This window comes from Flavobacterium xizangense (assembly GCF_054075145.1).
The window spans coordinates 1-25,026 of record NZ_JBSIPG010000006.1 but is presented as its reverse complement, the minus strand read 5'-3'; the positions used below and the strand labels follow the sequence as shown (position 1 = coordinate 25,026).

The following is a 25,026-nucleotide window of genomic DNA, read 5'->3' as shown; positions in this document are numbered from 1 at the left end:
GAAAAAGATTATATATTATAAAATTTGATGTTTTTGGTCGATTTTTTACGTTAGTTTATCGATGAAATATTTTTTTTTTATTTTATTTAACATTATTTTTGAACGGTAAAATAAAATTCGCAAGTAGTATTGTTTTTTAGATAAATAATAAATACGTTTACGGACTTTTAATAATGAATAGATAATCCAAATTTATATGAAGAAGTTTATTGCATTTGCAGCAATGTTAACACTAGTAATTGGCTGTGGTAAGTCAGGTGACAAAGGTGAATTAGTTGGTGTTACAGGAGGGAAATGGCATCCTGAAAAACCTTATGGAATGACTTTGGTTCCAGGCGGATCTTTTATTATGGGTAAATCTGATGCTGACTTAGCTAATGTAGAAGATGCTCCAACTAAAACGGTAACAGTTCGTTCGTTCTATATGGATGAGACTGAAATCACTAATAGCGAGTATCGTCAGTTTGTGGAGTGGGTAAAAGACTCTACAATGAGAGTTCGTTTAGCAATTTTGGCAGATGAAACTGGTCAAAAAGCTACAGGTGATGCTAAAGGAAAAAAAGGCGGCAGTATTGCTGATTATGCATTTAATGATTCTGAGCCAGATAAAATGACGGCTTATGATAAATATATGTATGATAACTACTACAGTGTAGGAACAAAAGATGATCCATATGCTGGTAGAAAATTAAACAAAAAAGTAAAGTTAATTAAAGATACAAAAGCTTATCCAGATGAGTATTACACTGAAGTAATGGATTCTATGTATTTGCCAATTGAAGAATCTTACAATGGTTTGAGAACAATTGATGTAAATAAATTGAAATTCCGTTATTCTTGGATGGATATTCAGGCTGCAGCAAAAGCTAAAGTAGGAAAAAGAAAAGATTTCGTTAAAACAGAACAAGTAAGTGTTTACCCCGATACTACAGTTTGGATTAAAGATTTCGCTTACTCATATAATGAGCCAATGCATAATGACTACTTCTGGCATAAAGCTTACGGTGATTATCCTGTAGTAGGTGTTACTTGGAAACAAGCAAAAGCTTTCTGTGCTTGGAGAACTTTAAACAAAAACAGTTATATTAAATCTAAGAAAAAAGGACGTGACTTAGTAAATGCTTTCAGATTGCCAACAGAGGCTGAATGGGAGTATGCTGCAAGAGGAGGCCTGGAATCAGCAACTTACCCATGGGGAGGTCCTTACACTAAGAGTGATAGAGGTTGTTTCATGGCAAACTTCAAACCAAGTAGAGGAGATTATGCTGCTGATGAAGCTTTGTACACAGTTGAAGCTAAGTCTTATGAGGTAAATGGTTATGGTTTATATAATATGGCAGGAAACGTTTCAGAATGGACGGATTCAGCTTACAACCCAAATGCATACGAATATGTTTCTACAATGAACCCAAATGTTATTGACGGAAACAATCAAAGAAAAGTAGTTCGTGGAGGATCTTGGAAAGATGTTGCTTACTTCCTACAGGTAAGTACTCGTGATCACGAATATGCTGATTCAGCTAGAAGTTATATTGGATTCAGAACTGTGCAAGATTACATGGGAACTCAAGTAACTGGAAGCAGTAAAAAAAGAAAGTAAATTATAATTAAATTCAATAACCAACAAATCTATTTTAAAACCTAAAAAAAAAGTATTATGGCATTATTAAGTAAAAAAGCAATGAATTTCGCTTATGGTATGGGAGCGGCAGTAGTAATTATTGGAGCTTTATTCAAAATTACTCACTTTGAAATTGGGCCATTGACAGGAACATTAATGCTTTCTGTTGGATTAGTTACAGAAGCGTTAATCTTTGCACTTTCTGCTTTCGAACCAGTTGATGATGAGTTAGATTGGACTCTTGTTTACCCAGAATTAGCTAACGGACAAGCTAGAAAAAAAGAGGCAAAAGCTGACACTCCATCTGATGCTCAAGGATTGCTATCTCAAAAATTAGATTCATTATTAAAAGAAGCTAAAATTGATGGTGAATTAATGTCAAGCTTAGGAAACTCAATCAAAAATTTCGAAGGAGCTGCTAAAGCAATCTCTCCAACAGTTGATTCAATTGCAGGACAAAAGAAATATGCTGAAGAAATGTCTATGGCTGCTGCACAAATGGAATCATTAAACAGTTTATATAAAGTACAATTAGAAAGCGCTTCAAGAAACGCACAAGCTAATAGTGAAATCGCTGAAAATGCTGCTAAATTAAAAGAGCAAATGCAATCTATGACTGCTAATATCGCTTCTTTAAACAGTGTTTACGGTGGAATGCTTTCTGCAATGAGTAACAAAGGATAATTAGTTTTTAACTATTATATTAAAATTATTAATAAGAACTAATTAGAAAAAAATGGCAGGAGGAAAATTAACCCCTAGACAGAAGATGATTAACCTGATGTATCTGGTTTTCATCGCGATGTTAGCAATGAACATGTCCAAAGAAGTTTTATCTGCTTTTGGATTAATGAATGAAAAATTTGAAAGTGCTAACACGTCTTCAGAAACATCAAATGCAGGTTTGTTGATGTCGTTAGACCAAAAAGCAGCTGAGGCAAAAGGAGAATTTGCTACAGCAGCAGTAACGGCTCACAAAGTTGAAACAACTTCAAAAGAATTTTATGCATACATTGGTTCATTAAAAGCTGATGTTTTAAAAGGTTTTGAAACTGATAAAGAAACAGGAAAATTGCCGTATGAGGCGATGGACAAAGGTGATAATATAGATAACTGGTTTACTGGTGAAGGATACACTAAAAAAGGAAATGAAATCATTTCTAAAATTGAAAAATATAAAGCAGACATGAAAGCTGCTTTGTCAGACAAAAAATACGCTGCAATCTTAGCTGAGGTTGAAAAGAAATTTGATGTTTCTGATGTTAAAAATAAAGAAGGTTTAAAAGATAAATATTTAGCTTACCACTTTAAAGGTTTCCCTGCGGTTGCTTCACTAGCTAAACTTTCTGCTTGGCAAAATGACGTTCAAAAAGCGGAATCTGATGTTTACAGTGCTGCTTTAGGAAAAGCTGCAGTTGCTGCTGCTTCTTATAGCAATTATCAGGCAATTGTAGTTTTAGATAAAAACGCTTACTTCCAAGGTGAAAAAGTTACTGGTAAGGTAGTTTTAGGTCGTTATGACGAAAACACTAAACCAACTTCTTTCCAAGGTCCAGGACAAATCGTAAACGGACAGGCTGTTATCTCATTAACTGCTGGTGGAGTAGGAGAACAAAACATCAATGGACAATTTACTTTCTTAGAAGATGGAAAAAACATTCCACTTAAATTCGCTGGAAAGTATGTTGTAGTTCCAAGACCAAACTCAGCTACAATTTCTGCAGACAAAATGAATGTAGTATATAGAGGTGTTGTTAATCCAATCTCTGTATCATTCGCGGGTGTTGCTGACAATAAAGTTGTTGCTAGTGCTCCTGGATTAAGTTCAGCTGGTAAACCAGGTAAATATAACATGAGCCCAGGTACAGGTACTGAGACAACAATTTCAGTTACTGGTACATTACCAAATGGAGACAAAGTTTCAGATAAGAAAACATTCAGAATTAAAGGTATTCCTGGACCAACAGGTACAATTAGAGGTGATTATGGTGTTGTTAAAGGACCTAAATCTAATCTAGAAGTTGCAACAATCGGAGCAAAATTAATGGATTTTGATTTCGAAGTTGGTTTAGATGTTGTTGGATTTAACTTGAAAATTGCTGGACAGCCTACTGTTGTTGTTACAGGAAACAAATTAAATGCTCAATGTAAATCGGTTCTTGCAAGAGCTGGTAGAGGGGATCAGGTTACTATTTCTGAAATTAAAACTAAACTTGTTGGAGCTGGAAGTTATTTATTACCAAGAACTGCTCCAGTAATTTTCGAAATACAATAATAAAGTAGTTTATACTACGTTCACTATCTTATAATGATACCACGATGAAAGTAAGAAATTTTTTAATAGCCATTGTTTCTATTGCTGGAGGTTTTGCTTCTAATGCGCAATCGAATTTGCTTAACGCGAAAACACCTGCTCAAATAGGACTTAAAACTCCTGCGCAACTTATCTCAGATAATGATAAGCCTTTAGCTTACGGTTATGTTGATGATAGAGATATTTTGATGGGAAAAACAACTTGGGAGATTATCGATTTGAATGAAAAAATCAATTTTCCTTTATACTTTCCTATAGATACAGCTAACATTGGTCCTGATAGACGTTCATTATATGATGTTTTAACAAAAGCTATCAAAAAAGGTAAGATAACTGAAGTTTATACTGATAGTTATTTTAATACTAAAAAATCAATGAAAGACATCGAAGGATCATTATCTCGTATTGATACAACTGATGCTGGTAGAGAGCTTATCAACCAAAATCCAGACGACTATAGATCACGTGTTGTGAAGAAAAAAGTTGTAACTGGAACTGGTAAAAAGAAAGTTGTTACTTATGTTGATGAAACGGTACCAGCTTCAAGAACAGTACCTGCAGAATATATCTTAAAGCAAGATTTAACTGCTCAGGACGTTACACAATACAAAATCAAAGGATATTGGTATTTTGATAAACGTCAAAGTGAATTGAAATATCGTTTGCTTGGAATTTGCCCTGTAACTCCAGACGTTTACACGATGAATAGTGATGAAAAGGATTATATTGAGTTATTTTGGGTTTTCTTCCCAAATTCAAGAGAAGCTTTGCATGAAGCAAAAGCATTTAATGATAATAACTCTGCATTGCCAATTTCATTCGATCAGATTTTGAATTCTAGACGTTTTAATGCGGTTGTTTACAAAGAGGAAAACCTTTATGGAGACAGAGCGATTAGTGATTATATGAAAGATAACGCTCAAAACCAATTATTAGAATCTGAAAGAGTAAAAGAAAAGATTCGTAATTTTGAACAAGATATGTGGAACTACTAAGTTGAAACATAGCATTATATAAAAACTCTTACTACCTTTGTAGTAAGAGTTTTTTTTTGCCTGAAACTTTTTTGATGGACAATAAAATCTTTACGATTTTAATTTTGTAAGAAAATTTACAATATTTTATAAAATGTTACGTTTGATTTCTTATACTATTAATTATGAAGAAAGTGAGAAATTTTTTGATCGTTATTTTTTTTGTTGCAGGAAGTTTTGTTTCTATTGCGCAATCTAATTTGCTTAATGCAAAAACCGTTTCCCAAATTGGAATTAAGACACCTGCCCAACTTATCGCTGACAATGATAAACCTTTGTCATATGGTTATGTTGAAGACAGAGATGTTTTGATGGGTAAAATGACATGGGAAATTATTGATTTAAATGAAAAAATTAATTTTCCTCTTTATTTTCCTGTAGATACTGCTAATATAGGCGCTGATAGGCGTTCTCTTTATGATGTTTTGACTAAAGCTATTAGAAATGGTAAAATAACCGAAGTGTATACAGACAGTTATTTTAATACCAAAAAGACCATGAAAGATATTGAGGGATCATTATCTCGTGTGGATACTACCGATGCAGGTAGAGAACTAATCAACCAAAATCCTGATGATTATAGGTCGCATGTTGTAAAGAAAAAGGTCGTTACAGGCACTGGTAAGAAGAAAAATGTAAGTTACAAAGAAGAAACAGTTGGGCCTACACGCACAGTTCCTGCAGAGTATATCTTAAAACAGGATCTGACCGCTCAGGATGTTACACAATACAAAATCAAAGGATATTGGTATTTTGATAAGCGTCAAGGAGAATTGAAGTATCGCTTAATTGGTATCTGTCCTGTTACTCCAGATGTTTATACGATGAATAGTGACGAGAAAGATTATATTGAGCTATTTTGGGTTTTCTTTCCCGATGCCCGCGCAGTATTACATGAAGCAAAAGCTTTTAACGATGTAAACTCTGCTGCATCAATTTCGTTTGATCAGATTTTAAATTCCAGACGTTTTAATGCAATTATTTATAAAGAAGAAAATGTGTACGGAGATCGTGAAATAAAAGATTACATGAAAGATAACGCACAAAATCAATTGCTTGAATCGGAAAGGATAAAAGAGAAGATACGTAACTTTGAAGAGGATATGTGGAATTACTAGACAGCCAAGTTAATTTATGCGACAAACTCTTACTATCTTTGTGGTAAGAGTTTTTATTTATCTATACCTTACAAAATGCTTGATTATTTAATCGTCGGATCTGGATTGGCCGGAATTTCTTTTGCCGAAGTGGCACTTAAAAACAATAAAACTATTTTACTTATTGACGATAAGTCGCAGCATTCTTCTAGGGTTGCGGGTGGGCTATATAATCCGGTAATTTTAAAGCGTTTTAGTGAAGTGTGGAATTCTCAGGAACAATTGGTTTTGATGAACGAATTTTACAATCGCGTAGAAGATAAATTGAAGCAAAAATTCAATTTTAAAATGCCAATCTTACGAAAGTTCTTTTCAATAGAAGAGCAAAATAACTGGTTTGCAGCTTCTGATAAGATAAATTTAGCCCCTTTTTTATCTTCGAAACTAATTACTAGAAAATTCAATGGAATCGAGTCGCCATATGATTACGGAGAGGTACTGCACACGGGCTATGTTGATACTGCTTTACTGTTAGAACACTATCATAAATATCTTCTTGAAAATAATTTTCTTTTAGAAGAATCTTTCGATAGCGGCAATATCGAATTTTTGGATTCTGGAATTCAGTATAAAAATATTCAGGCGAGGCATATCATTTTTGCAGAAGGCTTTGGAATGCATAAAAATCCATTTTTTAATTATTTGCCTTTAGATGGTACCAAGGGTGAACTGTTTATTATAAAAGCAGCCGACTTAAATTTAGATCTTATTGTTAATACAAGTGTTTTTATTTTGCCTTTAGGTGAGAGTTTATTCAAAGTAGGAGCTACTTACAATTGGTTTGATAAAACGGATGTACCTACGGAAGCAGGTAAACAAGAACTATTGGAAAAAATAAAAGAAATTATAACCTGCGATTTTGAAATTGTAAAACATTTTGGCGGAGTTCGTCCAACAGTTGCAGATAGAAGACCTTTGCTTGGTACTCATGAAGTTCATAAGTCGCTGCATATTCTGAACGGTTTGGGTACTCGTGGCGTTATGCTTGGACCCGCAATGGCGCAAGCTTTATATGATCATATTGAAAATCAGGTTCCTTTAGATAAGGAAGCTGATATTAAACGATTTCATAAAAGGTATTTAAGAAACCTTACTTCTGACCAGCCTTCGGGTCGTAAGAAATAAACATATTGATATATAGATTCCTGGAAAGTCTTAATACAAAAGGAAATAATACAATTAAAGTAATTACTATTGCAACGAATGATTGCTCAACAGTACTTCCAAAAAAAACAAATGAAACTATAAAAGCTGCAATCCCGACAGCCACATTTAGACCATAACTTACATACATCGCGCCATAAAAAAAGGAAGGTTCGATTTGATATTTTAAACCGCAATGACTGCAATTTTCATTCATTTTGAGAACTTTGGTCAGATGTAAGGGGTTTTTGTCCTCATACATGCTTTCATTTTGACATCTTGGGCAGCTTCCGCTGAAAATACTGTTTATTTTAGATCCTTTTTTAAACATTGTTATGTCTGTTTTTTTTATACTGAATTCAAAGAAAATGATTTATAAAAGAAGATTTTTTTCGATGAAGTTATCTTACAAAGATACTATTTTATTTGAGTTTTAGCTTTTTCAATGTGGTTGGTAACAAAAAACAGAACTAAAAATTCTAATAATTTGAGGCCCATTTTTCATTAATGATATCGAAATTAATTGAAATTCAGAAATATTGATTAAGCTGTTCTTTTCAGTCCCAAAACTTTCAATTAAAAGTTATACTTTTGCACTTTTAAAATTGTAAAGGCAATAGGCTTATTTACAATGATTTTAATTTCTAGTTTTTCAGCAATACATTATGCTTAATATACACAATCTTTCTGTTTCTTTTGGTGGAACTTATTTATTTGAAGAAGTTACTTTTCGTTTAGGTGCCGGTGACCGCGTTGGTCTTGTTGGTAAAAACGGAGCAGGTAAATCGACAATGCTTAAAATGTTGGCCGGCGATTTTAAACCTGATTCGGGAGTTATTTCTCAGGAAAAAGATATCCGAATGGGATTTTTACGTCAGGATATTGATTTCGAACAAGGAAGAACAGTGCTTGAAGAAGCGTATGAAGCCTTTACAGAAATTAAAGTTGTAGAGAAAAAATTAGAAGAAATCAATCATCAATTGGTTACAAGAACCGATTATGAAAGTGAAGAATATGGCCAAATTATTGAAGATTTATCTGATTATACGCATCGCTTTGAACTTCTTGGTGGTTATAACTATGTTGGAGATACTGAAAAAATTCTTTTAGGCCTTGGTTTCAAAAGAGAAGTTTTCAATAATCAGACAGAAACATTTTCTGGAGGATGGAGAATGCGTATCGAGCTTGCAAAGCTTTTATTGCAGTCAAATGACGTTTTATTGCTGGATGAGCCTACCAATCACTTAGATATCGAAAGTATCATTTGGTTAGAGAATTTCCTTCGCAGTTATCCGGGAGTTGTGGTCATTGTATCGCACGATAAAATGTTTTTGGACAATGTAACTAACCGCACAATCGAAATTTCTTTAGGGAAAGCATACGACTTTAATAAGCCTTATTCGCAGTATTTAGAATTGCGTCATGAAATTCGTGAAAAGCAATTAGCTACGCAGAAGAATCAGCAGAAAAAAATTGAAGAAACCGAAAAATTAATCGAGAAGTTCCGTGCAAAAGCTTCAAAAGCTTCAATGGCGCAATCGTTGATTAAAAAATTAGATAAAGTTGAAAGAATCGAAGTTGACGAAGACGACAATTCGGTAATGAATATTTCGTTTCCAGTTTCAAAAGAACCTGGAAAGGTGGTAATCGAAGCTGAAAATGTTACAAAGGCTTACGGAGACAAAACGATTCTAAAAGATATTAGTTTGCTTGTTGAGAGAGGAAGTAAAATCGCTTTTGTGGGTCAAAACGGACAAGGTAAATCGACTTTCATCAAAGCGCTTGTAAACGAGTTTGAATACCAAGGAAATATTAAATTAGGACATAATGTTCAATTAGGATATTTTGCTCAAAATCAAGCAGAATATTTAGATGGAGAAATTACTTTGCTGCAAACTATGGAAGATGCCGCAACCGACACAAACCGAATGAAAGTTCGTGATATGTTAGGTTCGTTTTTATTCCGTGGTGATGATGTTGAGAAAAAAGTAAAAGTACTTTCTGGAGGTGAACGAAATCGCTTGGCGCTTTGTAAATTATTGTTGCAACCAATCAATGTTTTGCTGATGGATGAGCCTACAAACCACTTAGATATCAAATCTAAAAACGTTTTAAAAGCGGCACTTCAAAAATTTGGCGGAACTTTATTGTTGGTTTCTCACGACAGGGATTTTCTTCAGGGAATGTCGAATATTGTTTACGAATTCAAAGATCAAAAAATCAAAGAATATTTAGGCGATATTAACTATTTCTTAGAGCAGCGCAATCTTGAGAATATGCGCGAAGTAGAGAAAAAAGATGTTGTTAAAACTGCGCCAGTAAAAGAAAATACCAAAACTTCATACGAAGATCAGAAAAAAGGAAAAGCACTTCAAAACAGGCTAAGCAAAATCGAAAGCCAGATTCAGCAATTAGAAAAAGATATTCAGCATAACGATAAAATGTTGGAAACTAATTATGATAAACACATTGAAGACGCATCATTTTTTACAGCATACAACAAAAAGAAAGCCGATTTAGAGCAATTGCTTCTGGATTGGGAAATCGTTCAGGAAGAGATCGATAATTTTAATGCATAAGTAAAGTTACAGGTTTAAAGTTTCAGGTTTCAAGTTGTAATCTTGACGAGTAATTTAACCGCAAAACATGCTAAGTTTTTTATAGTTTGCATTTACAATGCGCAAAGTTCGCAAAGCTATTTATTAATAAAGCTTTGCGAACTTTGCGTTTTATAAAATATAGCAGATCAAAAAACGTAGCATGTTTTGCGGTTAAATATTCATTCTGTTCAAACCTGAAACCTGAAACAAAACTATTTAATAATCCCAATTGATTTTGAGTGTTCAATTGCCTGGCTGCTTTCTTTAAAATAACAAGTAGAAACATCCAGAGTTTCTAAATTTTTCATGATTTTTTTGACTTCTTCTTTCTGTTTCTTTCCTGTTTGTCGAATATAAACGGCAATAACCGTAACAGGAAATATTTTACAGATTCGTTCATATAAAACAGGATCATGCTGCGAATCATCTCCTAATAAAATATATTTCAAGTTAGGGTAAAACTCTAAAACGTGTTTTATTTTCTCGAATTTATGATCATGGTTGCCGCGCCCGCTCATGAAGAAATCAGTGATGCCTCTTCTGATGTTTTTTAATAAAATAACAGCTCTAGGTAAATGATGAATTTTGGTAAACTGTACAATAAAACGATACAAATTCCATTCACTGCTCGAAATGTAAAAAAAAGCATTGACTTCCTCTTTATTATTTCTTCCAGCTGAACTTAAAGCTTGATAATGCGCTACAACATCCTTAAAAACTTTTCGGTCATTCACATTCTTAAATAACAAAATGTAAATTTTTCTGAAGATATTCTGCGTATGCGAAATCAAGAAAGTGTCATCAATATCGGAGATAATACCCAATTTTCCTTTGTGTGGACGTATGAAACTTTCTTTTGAAGTAATTGTTTCTGAATTGGATTTAATACTGACATCGTAACTCATCCACCCAAAATGCGTTTCATTTTCAAGCGGAATACAAAACTTAAAATGTCCGTCGTCTAGTGTTTTAGTGTGAATTTCCTGATTTCCATATTTCAGATAAACATCAAAATTCTGAATTGTTTTTATCCGAAATTGATTGATTATGGATTTTGCATTTTTTAAATTTTTCTTCTGAAAGTCATAGTCATACGTTCTTTTAAAAACATGCCCCATTACAATTAATTCTTGTTCATTGGCATAACCTCGATATAATTGTAAGATTGGTTTCATTTATTACGTATATTTATGTAACTGTAAATTACTTAATTTAATTGATTTTTAAAACTAAAATTTTGAAAAAGAACATTCTATTCGTTGTAAATCCCATTTCTGGAGACCTTGATAAAACTGATTTAATCGAAACGGTTCAGGAATTTGCGACCATCAATCATTTTAATCTTAAAGTGTATGAAACAAGCGGGAGAAATGATTTAAATAAAATTCAGGCGATTTATAGTGAATTTTTTCCGGAACGAATCATCGTTGCAGGGGGTGACGGGACAATTAAAATGGTGGCAGAAGCAATGGAAAATTACGATATTATTATCGGGATTTTGCCGGCAGGATCAGCAAACGGATTGTCAGTCGATTTGAATTTGCCTGCCGAAATAGAAGAAAACCTAAAAATAGCTTTTTTGAATCATTATATTGAAATGGATATGATTTGCATCAACGGCAAAAAAAGCATTCATTTGAGCGATTTAGGATTAAATGCCAATTTGGTTAAAAACTATGAAGAAAGTGATGTACGCGGTTTTTGGGGATATGCATTGCAGGCTTTTACGACTTTAACAGAATCTGAAGAGCCATTTGTCGCCACGATTTCTGCCAATAACGAAACGATAAATCATGTGGCGAGAATGATTGTTATTGCCAATTCACAGAAATACGGAACAGGCGTAATTATTAATCCAAATGGAGCTATGAACGACGGAAAGTTTGAATTGGTAATTTTGAAAAGTTTAGATCTGCTTTTAATTGGAAAAATTATTACCGGAAACATGCCAATTGATTCTGATGATATTGTCATTATTTCAACAGACAAAGCCACAATAAAAACAGATTATCCGGTAAATTTTCAAATTGATGGCGAATATTGTGGTGCACAAACTGATTTAGAAATTCATATTCTGCACAAACAAATGAAAATAGCTGTGCCTTAAAGAGAAATGATTTTTATTTAAAAGGATTTCGTTCCTGCCATTCTGTTTTTGGTTCCAAATACTGGAATAATTTGGCAATATTATGATTAATCAAAGCATTGCTGTGCGTAATCAAACCATACATTTTTAAAGGTTTTGCGCCGACAGAACTTTTGATTTCGAGTGCAGTTCTCGCAAATACAATTGTTTTAAAACCTTGATTGATTGAATAAGCAATCATATCGTACAGCATGTTTAGATACAACATTTTCTCGCGTTGCAGATTTTCATCATAACCTAGAAAATAAGTATCCATTACTTTTCCATTCTTTATTAATGTATTGAATCCAATAAGTTTTTCATCTAAAAAATAACCATAAAATAAAAAGTTATCTTTCATGATTTCTTTGAAAAAACTAAAATGATTTCGCGCCAGAAAAAAGGTATTGAAAGGTGCATTTTTTGCCACATGAAAATACAAATCATAAATAACATCTTCGTACTGTTTGATATCAGACAAAGACATTTTCTTTTTTATAATTCCTTCTGATTTTTTGCGTGCCCGTTTATATTGATCTCTGTATTTTTTTGATAAAGCATCGATGTAATCTTGCTCGGTTTTCCAATTTTCATTGATTTCAAAAATCATATTGGGCTGTGTCGAAAACGTATAATTATTTTTGAATTCGGTTTGAAGCGGTTTAATTTCCTCCGAAGTAAAATCTTTTATACTCGTAATATGAACTTTTCTACCAGAAGATCGTAAATCTTTTTTGAGCTGATTTATAGCTTTATGAAGTGTTTTTACAGCTTTTGGGATTTCTGTATTTTTAGAAAAAACAAAAGCATTTTGTCCCGTAAGCATATTATTGCCAACGAACAATACATGTGAAGCAAAATTTTTGAAAGCAAAATTACGTACCGACGTCTTTAAACATTGATCGCGTTCGCCAAAAGATTCAAGTTTTTCAGCAAACAAAAATTGAGTCAAAGCAATTCCTTCTAGTTTTTCATCTTTAAAAATTCCAATAAAATGACAAATCATATTTACCGGACAAGAATTTTCCAGTACTTCGAGATATTCCCTTGTCAAAAAGATGTTTTCTGCAGCAAGCGAGTTCCATTCTAAAGGGAGCAACGACGTGCGATTGTAGATTTGAAAAGAATAAGTTGTATTCAAAAGTGTGCGCTAATTTCTTCAAAATTAGATAATATTTGCAATAATTTACTTCCTTTAAGTTATTATTAAGAAAAACCCGTTTGAGTTTTGGTCTCAAACGGGTTTTAATATGTTTGATTATGCGTATGCACAGACAATTCCTCCCATGAGCATAAGTGTGAGCATCCAGTATCCTCCGTGTATTAAAATGTATTTCCAGGATTTTCTTTCAAATAAACCATTGATTCCCACAATCGGGAAAGCAAAAAACAATCCAGACATAAAACCGTGAAGTGCACCGTGTTTAAAAGTTCTGTATGCAGTTCCGTAATCTGCCATAAATGCAGCGAATGATGGTTTTGCATTAGCAAGCATCGGTGGTCCGCCTACCATTCCAACTGCACCTGATTGATGAATGGTCAAAGCCATTAAAATCACGGTAATCATTAAAGAAAAAACATACGTTAATCCGAAGATTTTTAGCATATTTCCAGTTCTTAATTGCTCTTGAGTGAAATTATTTTCTCTCATCCAGATTGTTCCAAATACTTTTGGATGATACCAAATAAATCCAGTTACTAAAGTAACAACAGCAGCTGCTAGTAGTGCAATAAAGTTAATTTCCATAATATGAGGTTTTTAGATTAGTTGAACCAAATTTAGTCAAAAAAAATGCAAATCTAACATTTTTGTAATAAGTAGTAAAAAAGCTGTTAATTATTTACTTATTAACACTTTATCGACATTTGGTGCATTATATCTGTTAAATGCATAATTTTGTAAGCATAACAAACCCCAAATCTGTTATGAAAAGCTTAATTACTTTTTTTATAGCACTCGCTTTTTCCTTCAATTCTTTTGCAGATACTGTTTCAGATAAAGAAAAAGAGGCTCTGATAAAATTATATCACGCCACAAATGGTCCTGACTGGAAAGTGAAATGGAATTTATCTCTTTCTGTGTCAACGTGGTATGGAGTTCGTGCCGAAAACGGAAAAGTTATAGCGTTAGATTTGTCAGACAATAATTTGCAAGGAGAATTACCTGCAGAATTTTTTGACTTGATAAATTTGGTTCAGGTAAATTTTCAGAAGAATAAATTAGAAGGAAATTTGCCAAACAACATTCATAATCTCAAAGAACTTGAAGTTTTAAATGTTTCTGATAATAAATTTTCGGGAACAATTCCGGCAGAAATCTGTGATTTGCAAAAACTGAAAGACCTGGAGCTTTTTAAAAATAAAATTTCTGGAGAATTGCCTGCTGATCTTGGAAAATTAAAAGAATTAGAAGTTCTTGCATTGTTTAATAATGAAATTCAAGGTTCACTGCCAAATTCGATTTATAAAATTTCGACCTTAAAAGTATTGCTTTTAAATGGCAATAAATTATCAGGAAATTTGAGCAGAGAAATCGTGAATTTTAGAGCTTTGGAGAATCTGAGTTTATTTGACAACAGTTTTGAAGGAGAAATTCCGGAGGGACTTGGAAAACTGAATAAACTTTCTGAAATGAATCTTTCTTACAATAAATTCAAAGGAGGAGTTTCGAAAAAAATGGCTTTATTAGACGCTTTAAATATGACAATGTTTGATGAAAATGGCAATCCGTTTTTATTAGAAATAAATGCTGAAAGACAAAAAAATATTACCGAAAATTAATCGTGCTTATGGAATGAATTTTACTCTGAAAAAAGTTGATTAAATATATTTAGTTAATTGTTGAAAACCGTAATTCGTTACGGTTTTTTTTATTTCCTTTTTCAGGATTATTGCTTTAATTTTGTGAAAATATTTAAAAAACTTTTAGTTTTTTTCTTTAATTTTAAAATTAGATTCGGCCCTTTTGGCTGAAGCCCGAAAGAGAAAAATAATTAACCTTTAATGTTAAAAATTATGACACTGCAATATCAAGGCGAAGAATACGGAAAAAAAACAACATTTACACTGAGAATCATTGGGAACAACTTATCAAAAAGCAGTTCAAATTATCAAATTGATCTTTTGGTAGGAGATAAAAAAGTTCCAACTTTTACAACTGAAATCCACCAAAGTCTTTCTAATTGCCTGAAAGAAATTTACTTATTCAGAAAACATCACGGAATCCAATTTGATGCATCTTCAGAAAAAATTGTTTCGCTGTTTGTTCCTTATGACAAAGTTTTGTTTAACTATAATAAATATGCTTTGTTTAGAGCTTAAGTTTCGCACTTAATAAAAATATAAAGATCGTTCATTTTGAACGGTTTTTTTTTGTAAAAAAGTTTAAGGGCTTAAAGAAAAATTAAGCTTTTTGCACTTTGTTTTTTCCTGTCAAATATTTCCGAATCGGAATATCTATATAGGTCATAACTAGATAAGCGAATCCAATTAGAAGCAGCGTTCCTATAGAAACAACTGTATATAATGTCGGCCCAGTAAATTTATAAGTTTGATTGTAAGAAGCAAATATCCACATTGCGAAATAATGTGTCATATATAGCGGATAAGATATGTTTCCTGAAAAGACACAAACTTTTTCTGTACTTTTTGAAGTTCCGGCGCCAGCTCCCAAAGCAATTATAAACGGAAAATAAAACAATACAATAAGAGGTTCTGTAATGAAATTGAATTCCTGGTTAAATGGATATATAAAAGTAGGGAATAAAAGTAGCGAGAGTCCTAAAAATCCAATTTTTGAAGGTATAATCCATTTGAATCTATAAACGGTCATTCCCGCCAGAAAACAGTAGGAAATACGTGCAGCGCCATGCCAAAAAGTGTCGCCACCCCAACCGCCTGAAACACCTTTTGCATAATAAGCAACATAAGCTAGCGCTATTCCTGCAATACAAGTTAGCAAAAGAATGATTTTGCGAGATAAACGATATAAGAATATGGAGTAAAAAATATTGGCAATATATTCCCAAAACAAAGACCAAGCCGGAGCGTTTAATCCAAAATTATTGTAATAACGCTCTTTCATTATTGGAAGCGGAATTAATAACAATGAACATATAAATAAGAGCAGAATTTCAGAAATACTTCTGTTTGCAATGTCGCCATATGGTAAAACAAAATACCCAATCAAACCCAGAATTGACCCAAAAATAACAAGTGGATGTAATCGTATGAGACGCAATTTGAAGAACTCGACAACGCCAATTTTTGCGATTCGGTCATCATAGGCGTAAGCAATTACAAAACCCGAAAGACAAAAGAAAAAATCGACAGCAAGAAAACTATGAGCAAATAAATTCTTGCTGTAATCGGAAATTGCTATTTCTAAAAAGTGATAAATTACAACGGCTATAGCAGCAACACCTCTTAGTCCGTCAAGAACTTTAAAATGTTGTTTAGGTTTAATTGTCTCAAAATTTGTCATGTAAGTGTGTTGTAATGGAGGTGGGATTTGATGAATTATTTGATTTGGTTTATTTTTCGAAGCTTTTATTTGCCAAATGCATAGTTGATACCGCCAAGCAAATGCTGTACAAAAAGCGGATCGCTGTAGCTTTCAGGACTATGACCTAAGGCTGTATAAAATGCTCTTCCGCCGTCATAATCGTGATACCATGCCAAAGGATGATTATCGCCATGTTTGCCGCCCTTGTAAGATGATTCATCAACTTTTATAAGCACATTTACATCTGGATTTATATATTTGAAATTGTACAATTCGTCTTTTCTTTCCCAAATCGCAGGAAGATGTTTGGTTGACAGATGCTCGTTATTCACAATTACAAGTTTTGCAATCTGCGGTTCTGGATGACCATCAAAAATTCCGCCGATCATTTTAGCATACCAAGGCCAGTCTGGTTCGCAATTTGTAGCGGAATGAATCCCTACAAAGCCATTTCCTTTTTCAATGAATTTCTGTAAAGCTAATTTCTGCTTTTCGCCCAAAACATGCCCCGAAGCACTAAGAAATATAACGACCTGATATTGTTTTAAGTTTTTTGAATTAATTGCAAGAGAATCTTCAGTAGCATCTACAATAAAATGATTTTCTGCTCCCAATTTTTTGATGGCGGCAATTCCTGCAGCAATGCTTTCATGTCTGAAACCGTTTGTTTTGGAGAAAATAAGGACTTTTTTTTCTTTTTTAAAAGTGATTTGTTCGGTGCTTTTCGGATAAAAGGAAAATAGAAAAAAACTTGCCAGTAGAATTAAAATGGATAAAATCGATTTTTTTATTGAAGGAAGAAAGGTCATTTCGCTTGAATTTTATTTTGGGAAGATAGAAAAAATAATTTATTCTTTAAGAAGGTATTTCGCTTCATGAGAGACTTTCAAATGTTTTTGAAACAGCTACAAATCTTTTGTTGCAATCTAGAAAAGCGTTGTAATTCTGCTTGTAGAAATATAAAAATAAGAAACTGCGCAATTCTGAAATTTTCAGAATTACGCAGTTTTTTTATTGTTTAGAAATTTGATATTATATTTTTAAACTGTTCAATAAATCAATAAGTTTAGGGTCAGATGGTTTAGGTGCACGTGCCGAAACAATATTGCCATTAGGATCAAGAAGAATAAATATCGGGATTTCATGAATACCATAATCTTTTATGATTTTTGATTCCCATTCATTTTCAGCCAATAACTGAATTCCACCTAATTTTTTTTCTACAACAAATTTGCTCCATTTAGGCTGATCTTTCATTGCATCTATCGAAATACTGACAAACTCAATTTTTTTCCTTTATATTGTTCTTCTATTTTTTGAAGAAATGGAATTTTTTCACGGCACGGGCAAAGTAGCGATTATTAAAAACTGGAAAAGTACTATATGATAGATGAAAATCTTTCGCTCAGATACATAGACAATGATGGCGCAGATTTACAATCTGTGCCCGCAAAGAGAATCAGAAAGGTAAAAACAAAAAAGCTCCAGATTTCTCTAAATCTTTACTTAGTAGCGGGAACAGGACTCGAACCTGTGTCCACCGCGGCGGATATGAGCCCGACGAGTCATTAAATGTTTTAATAAAAAAAACACCACTTGTTGAAGTGGTGTTTTACTTAGTAGCGGGAACAGGACTCGAACCTGTGTCCGCCGCGGCGGATATAAGCCCGAAGAGCTAAATGTTAAGAATTAGATTTTTAATAAATTCTCTTCCAATTCCTGTTTTTAAATATTTTTCTCTTTTTATTGCCTCAGATTTTGAATTGAAAAATTCGACATGAATCACTTTCCAAGGTCTAAATTTTAAAGTATACCCTTTTGTTTCAAGAAGATTGTGAGATTTGAATCTCTCAATTAGATTAGAAGTATAACCTGTGTAATTTTTATTGAATTTTTCAGAATAAAGAATGTAAACTACAAATTCTTCCATAATACAAAATGATATAAACAAAAAACACCACTTGTTGAAGTGGTGTTTTTACTTAGTAGCCCTAACGGGACAATTCTCGAACCATTTTCGTGACGATTTAAAAAAAATAAACGACATTCAATAAGAAGAAAATATAATATAAAAAGAAAAACCACTGTCGAAATTTTTCAAAAAAAAAAATCTCCAATTAAGACATAATCTCGTCATATCAAATTCCGATCGATTTTTCTTCTTGTGCTTATTTACCGCATTTATTAGGCTTTAAAAAAAATATATTTGAAAATGAGGAAAACCGTAAAGTTTTGATAAATCAGACAATTAGATTTGCTTATAAAATCTTATAATTTACGCAAATCTATATCAATATTGTATGAAAAAACTTTACCTACTAGTTCCTTTACTCTTACCAATATTTACGTATTCCCAAGATATCCAGTGGGAAAAGTCGTACGGAGGAATTCATGCCGATTATCTATTTGATGCCCAGCCAACAGCCGATTATGGTTTTATACTGGCAGGAAGCTCTTTGTCAGATAAAACAGGGAGTAAAACCGATGACAATCACGGAGATTTAGATTTCTGGGTCTGGAAAATGTCAGAAAAGGGAGAACTTGACTGGCAGAAAAGCTTTGGAGGAAATGGTTTTGATTTGCTCCAAAGTATTAAAGGCACCAAAGATGGAGGCTTTATCCTTGCTGGAACATCAAGTTCTGGAAGTGGTTTTCAAAAAGGCGAAGATTGTAAAGGTGTTACTGATTTCTGGGTAATAAAACTTGACGCTGCCGGCGGACAACAATGGCAAAGAACCATCGGTGGAATTGGGCAGGACGAATTATTATGTGCTTTTCAGACTAAAGATGGGGGCTACATTTTAGGAGGTTCTTCAAGCTCAAGCCCTCAGCCAATTTCAAATATTAAACTTGATGGAAAATCGGCTGCAACTTCAAAAGCAGACTTATTCAGCAAATCTGAAAAAAGCCGAGGCAATATGGACTATTGGATTGTAAAGCTGAATAAAGAAGGCAATATTGAGTGGCAGAAAACCTACGGTGGCCAATATGCAGATTTGTTGAGAAGTATGGAGCAGACTTCTGACAACGGCTATATTTTGGCTGGATACTCAAACTCTCCAATTTCTGGAGAAAAGACAGACAATAACAAAGGTGCCGGAGATTATTGGATCGTAAAGATTGACGATTCAGGAGTTATTCAATGGCAGAAAACATATGGAGCAGATGGAGATGATCAGCCTTATGTTATTCATCAGACTGTGGATGGAGGATATATTATTGGAGGAAACTCCGATAGTAAAAATGCTTTGACGACACAGGGAGGCATAGTAAGTAATGGTACAGACTTATGGCTCCTTAAGTTAGATCAGGAAGGCAGCGTTGATTGGAGCAAAACGTATGATTTTGGCAAAGTTGATATTTTAACTTCTTTGGTGGAAAATAACGATCACAGCTTTTTGGTTGGCGGTTATGCCAAATCTGAGATTGTAAGATCCGCAGCGTCTACAATCGCAAAAGCGGTTGGAGCAAGTCTTGATAAAGACGGTGTTAATGATTATATCGCGCTTAAAACAGATGAAAAAGGCGAGGAAATCTGGAATAAAACTGTTGGAAGCGGTGGCGAGGATATTCTCAGAAAAGTAATCGAAACCCGTGACGGAGGTTATATTATGGCTGGTACTTCAAATTCAAATGCTTCAAAAGACAAGAATTCAAACATTGGCAGCAATGATTTTTGGGTTGTCAAATTAAAAGACAAACAAAAAGTTGAGAGAGTGAAATCGAGTATAGAAGCGATTCCAAACCCTGTTAAAACGTATACAAACGTAATTATAGGATACGATTTTAAAGAAGGAACTGCTACTCTGGTAGATATCTCAGGCAGAATATTGCAGGAATTCAAAATCGAGAGCCGAACTGTCCCTGTAGATTTAAGCCGCTATGCGGAGGGAATCTACATCATCAACATCAAGACCGATGTTAAAAAGGAATCAGTTAAAGTCATAAAATCTGTTAATTAAAGAAAATCAAAATGCACAAGCTAATTTTAAAGAATTCAGTAAAAGTTTTGTTTTTACTGTTTTTCATATTTATTTCTTCAAGTAGTATTGCTCAAACTGATACAGGTAAATTTTTGCCGAATATCACTCCTCCATCACCAACAGCAGGTGAATTGGGGAAATTTGGAAATGTTCCTGTTGGATTGTTTACGGGAGCTGCCAATCTTTCAATTCCGTTGATTAGTTTTAAAACAAAAGATTTAGAATCTCCCTTGTCCCTTTTTTACGGTTCAAACGGAATTAAAGTGGATGAAGTTGCTACAAATGTAGGCTTAGGTTGGAATCTTAATTTCGGTGGTGTTATTACACGTACTGTAAGGGATAAAGCCGATGAAGCGCAAGCGGCAGTTTATCCTCCAGATAATTTTTCAACTGCATCTAATGAAGTTAGAGTACAATTTTATCAGGCTGCTGGGCAATCAAGTGCAGATACGGAAGCAGATATTTATTCTTTTAATTTTAATGGAAATTCCGGAAAATTTGTCTATGATAAAAACGGTGTGCCAGTTTTTGTTAACAATCAAAAAATTAAAATTGAAAGAACTGGAACCAATAATGCTGATTTTTTATTGACAACTACAAATGGTATTAAATACTATTTCACAGAAAAAGAAACAACAGCTTTTAGAAATCAAGGAGCAGGACATTCTGTAATTAGTGGTAGTGTTACAGCATGGTATTTAAGTAAAATGGTACATCCAACTGGAGTAGAAGTATATCTTACATATGATGATACGACTATGGATTATACAGCGTCTAATTCGCAAACTTTTACAATGGCTTATCCTTCAATACAACCAGATTGTTCAGGCACTTTAGCTAGTGCTCCTGTTATGAGCGGTATTGTTGCTTATAATATGACGGTACTTGGAAAAAGAATTAATAAAATATACAGTAATAATAGCAAGGATGGGTCAATAACTTTTGCTTATTATGCATCAGGAGTTAATGAGGAAGTTGAGGGAAATAGCAAAATACAAACAATTACCAAGCTAAATGCAGAAGGAAATATAATAGAAAGGTTAAGTTTTAATTATTTAAAAACAGCTAATGGACGTGTTTTTTTACAAAACATAACATTTTTAGATCCAACAAAAAAATACAGTTTTGAATATATCAATCAATCTGGGTTTCCTCAACGATTATCAAATAGCCAAGATCACTGGGGTTATTATAATGGTAAGTCTAATGTTAATTTAGTACCTAAAAATATAACTGATTATAGTTTAAATGATATAGATTATAAAGGAGCTGACAAAGAGCCAGACGCAAATTTTGCCAAAATAGGGCTTTTAAGCAAAGTGGTATATCCAACAAAAGGTTATACAGAATTTGATTATGAAAGCAATACATATTGGGGACAAAAAACGGTTTATCCATCCAAAAAAACAGATCGTTATACAAGAGATAGAACTGATTGGAATGAAGAACCTGTAGTATATAGCGTGACTTCTCCAGTAGATCAAAGGATTGAGCTAAGTGGATATGTTGGTTTTTCGAGTGGTCAAGAACCTCGATATGATATGTATGGAAATATAATAGAAGATCCTCGTGATGATGGACACGATATAGCATCATTAACTGTTTCTTGTGATTCTGGAGAAACGCAGTGTCCCTCGCTATATGATATTAGATACACTGGTGAAAAAATTTCTTATGCAAATTATTTATTTGTAAGTAAAACAACTAAAGATTTTTATTTAGATGCCAAAGCAGGAAAAACATATTATCTACATCTTTTTAAAGGAGGATTTAATACGGTAGCAACATTATCAGTAAAGTATTATCCAACTGCCCCAGTCGTATCAAATACAAATTTGGAAACTGGCGGAGTACGAATTAAAACTACTAAAGATTTTGCGGATTCATCTGCAAAAGCTATTTACAAACGATATCATTACGCCAATAAAGACGATATAACTCATTCTTCTGGGGATAAGGGAAAAACACCTTATTATGTTGATTTGTCTATGACAAGAAGAACGTGTGCTGTGGGTCAAGGGCAATTGGGTTTATGTTGGTATGTAGATAATAATTTCCTCACAATTAGTTCAAGTAGCATAGTTTCATTATTTGATACTGGTAGTACTAATTGTTTTTACAAATACGTAACTATTAGTGAAGGTGGTGATAATTTTGAGAATGGTGGAGAAATGAAAGAATTTATTGTGCACAGAGATAATTTTGGGAATCCTATTTTAGGACCAGATATCAAAAGTGCTCCATTAACGAATTTTGGATGGGATAATGGTTTGGAAATAAAATCACAGATATTTCCAAAGAAAACTGGAAGCTCATTTGTAATTGTAGCAGATAATACAAATAATTACAAGCTAGACCCTTCTTACAGCAACGAAATAAAAGCATATACTGTCAGGAAAAATTATGAGGAACCATGTCCTAGCTCCCAAACAGTAGAAAACTTCAGTATTGTAGAGTATAAAACAATTGGCTATTGGTTTTATTTAGAATCTTCTATCTCTAAAAAATATGATTTAAACGGATTAAATCCTATTGAAACGACAACAACGTATCAATATAGTAATCCAGCGCATATTCAGTTGACTTCTCAAAGCACAAAATCATCAATACAGGAAACTCTGGAAACCAAGTATTATTATCCACAGGATTTGTCTGCAGAACCTTTTGTGACCGATATGATCACAAATAACATGATAGACACACCATTAAAAACTGAAAATTTTAGAGCAACGACAAAGCTATCAGAGCAAAAAACAGTATACGGGAAAGACGCAACCACATCAAATTTAATATTGCCGAAATACATTTATACATCAAAATTTACTAACGCTTTAGAGAAGAGAATCACCTTTGATAAATATGATGATAAAGGAAATATTTTGCAATATACTCCTGAAGCCGGTACTACAGTCTCTTTTATCTGGGGGTATAATAAAACGCAGCCCATTGCGAAAATTGAAAACGGAACTTATGCACAAGTAGAATCTTCAGTAGCAAATTTAGAAACAATATCAAGCTCAGGAACTGAAGCCAATTTGATAGCTGCCTTAAATACTTTAAGAAACAGTCTTACAAATGCAATGACAACAACTTATACTTATAAACCATTAGTTGGAGCAACAACAGTAACAGACCCAAAAGGATATACTACGTATTATGAATATGACGAGTTCAATCGTCTAAAATTGACAAGAGATGCAACAGGAAAAATCGTATCAGAAAATCAATATCATTATAAAAACTAAAGATACAATTATGAAAAAATATATATATACTTTTCTGCTACTGCTTTTAGTGTCTTTTGGGTATTCACAAAATAATGAAAAAATAATGGCAGCACCTATGGCCGCTCCACCAGGTGGAGGAGGTTCATATAAATGGTATGCTGATAGAGATGGTGATGGATATGGAAGTAAAACAGAATATATAATGGCAGATACCAAGCCAAGTGGGTATGTGTCTGGAAGTTCTGATTTAGATGATAGTAATCCTTATATCACTAATGTTGCTCCCACTCAGTATTTTTATTACGATTCGGATGGTGATGGTTTTGGAAATCCAAGTAATGCTGTATTTTATAGTATTAAGCCACCAGGTTATGTTATAAATAATTCAGATTGCAACGATGGCAATGCAGCAATAAATCCAAATACACTTTGGTATCAGGATTCAGATGGTGACGGATATGGTAATGCAGCAGTAACCGCAAATAGTTGTGTGCAACCAGGGGGGTATGTGTCTAATGTCTCAGACTGTAATGATGGCAGTTCAGTTATAAATCCAAATACCAGATGGTATTATGATGCCGATGGGGACGGATTTGGCAACGGAGCAGTATCGACAGTCAGCTGTACTCAACCAGGTAGTTATGTATTAAATGCTTCGGATTGTAATGATAGCAATTCAGCTATAAATCCAAATACAGTATGGTACCAAGATGCTGATGGCGATGGATTTGGTAATGCCAGTGCAGCAGTCAATAGCTGTACACAACCAGGGGGTTATAATTATGTCTTAAATGCATTAGACTGCAATGACGGCAGTTCAGTTATAAATCCAAATACAGTGTGGTATTTTGATCAGGACAGTGACGGTTTTGGTAATCCGGGAATATCGACAACCAGCTGTTCTCAGCCGGGTGGTTATGTGGCCAATGCCTCAGACTGTAACGATGGAAATGCTGCCGTAAATCCTAATACTCCTTGGTATCGTGATCAGGACGGTGATGGATACGGAAATGCAGGGATAATTGCTTATGGTTGTATACAACCATATGGCTATGTATCAAATTCCATGGATTGTATCGACTATTTGGCTGAATTAAACCCAAATACAACGTGGTATCGAGATAGCGATGGCGATGGTTTTGGTGATAGGAATGTAACAACTGTTAGTTGTAATACTCCTAATGGATATGTTTTAAATCAGAGCGATTATAATGACACAACATCCAATATAACCAATATCGCACCACAGTATTTTTATTATGATGGTGATGGTGATACTTTCGGGAATCCATCTGTATCCGTTTATTACAGCAACAAG

21 protein-coding genes are annotated in these 25,026 nt (G+C 33.6%); 13 read left to right on the top strand and 8 right to left on the bottom strand.

Translation table 11 applies throughout. The features are described 5' to 3' along the window. The first annotated feature begins 196 nt into the window (after positions 1 to 196). The 6 genes from porK (at position 197) to ACWA1B_RS14700 (ending at position 7,251) form a co-directional block, all read left to right on the top strand. Positions 197 to 1,600, top strand: a complete 1,404-nt coding sequence (porK, locus tag ACWA1B_RS14725) for a T9SS ring complex lipoprotein PorK/GldK (RefSeq protein WP_426486272.1) — start codon at positions 197 to 199, stop codon at positions 1,598 to 1,600. A gap of 57 nt (positions 1,601 to 1,657) precedes the next feature. After that, a complete protein-coding gene (gene porL, locus ACWA1B_RS14720; protein WP_456908151.1) occupies positions 1,658 to 2,305 on the top strand; it encodes a type IX secretion system motor protein PorL/GldL in 648 nt (215 codons plus the stop codon). 52 nt (positions 2,306 to 2,357) lie between these two features. Beyond that, entirely contained in the window at positions 2,358 to 3,896 is a 1,539-nt protein-coding gene (gene porM, locus ACWA1B_RS14715) for a type IX secretion system motor protein PorM/GldM (RefSeq protein WP_456908149.1), read from the top strand. 44 nt (positions 3,897 to 3,940) lie between these two features. Continuing rightward, positions 3,941 to 4,930 (top strand): type IX secretion system ring subunit PorN/GldN, encoded by a 990-nt coding sequence (gene porN, locus ACWA1B_RS14710; protein WP_456908147.1) that lies wholly within the window; start codon positions 3,941 to 3,943, stop codon positions 4,928 to 4,930. Between the two features lie 164 nt (positions 4,931 to 5,094). Continuing rightward, a complete protein-coding gene (gene porN / locus ACWA1B_RS14705; RefSeq protein WP_456908145.1) occupies positions 5,095 to 6,087 on the top strand; it encodes a type IX secretion system ring subunit PorN/GldN in 993 nt (330 codons plus the stop codon). 75 nt (positions 6,088 to 6,162) lie between these two features. Then, positions 6,163 to 7,251: an NAD(P)/FAD-dependent oxidoreductase gene (locus tag ACWA1B_RS14700; RefSeq protein WP_456908143.1), complete on the top strand. Its 1,089-nt coding sequence runs from the start codon at positions 6,163 to 6,165 to the stop codon at positions 7,249 to 7,251. Here the strand turns inward: ACWA1B_RS14700 and ACWA1B_RS14695 are convergent. Further along, on the bottom strand, positions 7,217 to 7,600 hold the full coding sequence (locus ACWA1B_RS14695) for a DUF983 domain-containing protein (protein ID WP_456908142.1): 384 nt from the start codon (positions 7,598 to 7,600) through the stop codon (positions 7,217 to 7,219). The two genes, ACWA1B_RS14700 and ACWA1B_RS14695, sit on opposite strands and share 35 nt — an antisense overlap. Before the next feature lie 334 nt (positions 7,601 to 7,934). Here ACWA1B_RS14695 and ACWA1B_RS14690 point away from each other — a divergent pair, with 334 nt between their 5' ends. Further along, positions 7,935 to 9,848: an ABC-F family ATP-binding cassette domain-containing protein gene (locus ACWA1B_RS14690; RefSeq protein WP_456908140.1), complete on the top strand. Its 1,914-nt coding sequence runs from the start codon at positions 7,935 to 7,937 to the stop codon at positions 9,846 to 9,848. Positions 9,849 to 10,081: 233 nt separating this feature from the next. Here the strand turns inward: ACWA1B_RS14690 and ACWA1B_RS14685 are convergent, their stop codons facing one another. Then, on the bottom strand, positions 10,082 to 11,044 hold the full coding sequence (locus ACWA1B_RS14685) for an App1 family protein (RefSeq protein WP_456908138.1): 963 nt from the start codon (positions 11,042 to 11,044) through the stop codon (positions 10,082 to 10,084). A gap of 62 nt (positions 11,045 to 11,106) precedes the next feature. On the opposite strand from ACWA1B_RS14685, the gene ACWA1B_RS14680 reads away from it, so the two are divergent. Beyond that, a complete protein-coding gene (locus ACWA1B_RS14680; protein ID WP_456908136.1) occupies positions 11,107 to 11,976 on the top strand; it encodes a diacylglycerol/lipid kinase family protein in 870 nt (289 codons plus the stop codon). A 13-nt stretch (positions 11,977 to 11,989) separates the two neighbouring features. Here the strand turns inward: ACWA1B_RS14680 and ACWA1B_RS14675 are convergent, their stop codons facing one another. Then, the gene (locus ACWA1B_RS14675; RefSeq protein WP_456908134.1) at positions 11,990 to 13,135 is read right to left on the bottom strand and encodes a peptidogalycan biosysnthesis protein; all 1,146 of its coding nucleotides are present in this window, start codon (positions 13,133 to 13,135) and stop codon (positions 11,990 to 11,992) included. A 117-nt stretch (positions 13,136 to 13,252) separates the two neighbouring features. Next, positions 13,253 to 13,741 carry a DUF1761 domain-containing protein gene (locus ACWA1B_RS14670; RefSeq protein WP_456908132.1) on the bottom strand — a complete coding sequence of 163 codons (489 nt, stop codon included), beginning with the start codon at positions 13,739 to 13,741 and terminating at the stop codon, positions 13,253 to 13,255. Positions 13,742 to 13,920: 179 nt separating this feature from the next. Here ACWA1B_RS14670 and ACWA1B_RS14665 point away from each other — a divergent pair, with 179 nt between their 5' ends. Then, the gene (locus tag ACWA1B_RS14665; protein ID WP_456908130.1) at positions 13,921 to 14,775 is read left to right on the top strand and encodes a leucine-rich repeat domain-containing protein; all 855 of its coding nucleotides are present in this window, start codon (positions 13,921 to 13,923) and stop codon (positions 14,773 to 14,775) included. Between the two features lie 234 nt (positions 14,776 to 15,009). Further along, complete coding sequence (locus ACWA1B_RS14660) at positions 15,010 to 15,315, top strand: hypothetical protein (protein WP_456908128.1); 306 nt, start codon at positions 15,010 to 15,012, stop codon at positions 15,313 to 15,315. A gap of 82 nt (positions 15,316 to 15,397) precedes the next feature. On the opposite strand, the gene ACWA1B_RS14655 is transcribed toward ACWA1B_RS14660, so the two are convergent. The 4 genes from ACWA1B_RS14655 to ACWA1B_RS14640 form a co-directional block, all read right to left on the bottom strand. Further along, entirely contained in the window at positions 15,398 to 16,477 is a 1,080-nt protein-coding gene (locus ACWA1B_RS14655) for an acyltransferase family protein (protein ID WP_456908126.1), read from the bottom strand. Between the two features lie 65 nt (positions 16,478 to 16,542). Continuing rightward, positions 16,543 to 17,307, bottom strand: a complete 765-nt coding sequence (locus ACWA1B_RS14650) for a ThuA domain-containing protein (RefSeq protein WP_456908124.1) — start codon at positions 17,305 to 17,307, stop codon at positions 16,543 to 16,545. 223 nt (positions 17,308 to 17,530) lie between these two features. Next, a complete protein-coding gene (locus ACWA1B_RS14645; RefSeq protein ID WP_456908122.1) occupies positions 17,531 to 17,755 on the bottom strand; it encodes a TlpA family protein disulfide reductase in 225 nt (74 codons plus the stop codon). 418 nt (positions 17,756 to 18,173) lie between these two features. Then, the gene (locus ACWA1B_RS14640) at positions 18,174 to 18,428 is read right to left on the bottom strand and encodes a GIY-YIG nuclease family protein (protein ID WP_456908120.1); all 255 of its coding nucleotides are present in this window, start codon (positions 18,426 to 18,428) and stop codon (positions 18,174 to 18,176) included. 370 nt (positions 18,429 to 18,798) lie between these two features. Here ACWA1B_RS14640 and ACWA1B_RS14635 point away from each other — a divergent pair, with 370 nt between their 5' ends. The 3 genes from ACWA1B_RS14635 to ACWA1B_RS14625 form a co-directional block, all read left to right on the top strand. Next, a complete protein-coding gene (locus tag ACWA1B_RS14635) occupies positions 18,799 to 20,460 on the top strand; it encodes a T9SS type A sorting domain-containing protein (protein WP_456908118.1) in 1,662 nt (553 codons plus the stop codon). Between the two features lie 11 nt (positions 20,461 to 20,471). Then, a complete protein-coding gene (locus tag ACWA1B_RS14630; RefSeq protein ID WP_456908116.1) occupies positions 20,472 to 23,726 on the top strand; it encodes an RHS repeat domain-containing protein in 3,255 nt (1,084 codons plus the stop codon). 10 nt (positions 23,727 to 23,736) lie between these two features. After that, positions 23,737 to 25,026: MopE-related protein (locus tag ACWA1B_RS14625; RefSeq protein WP_456908114.1), on the top strand; the 1,290-nt coding region annotated here is incomplete at its 3' end.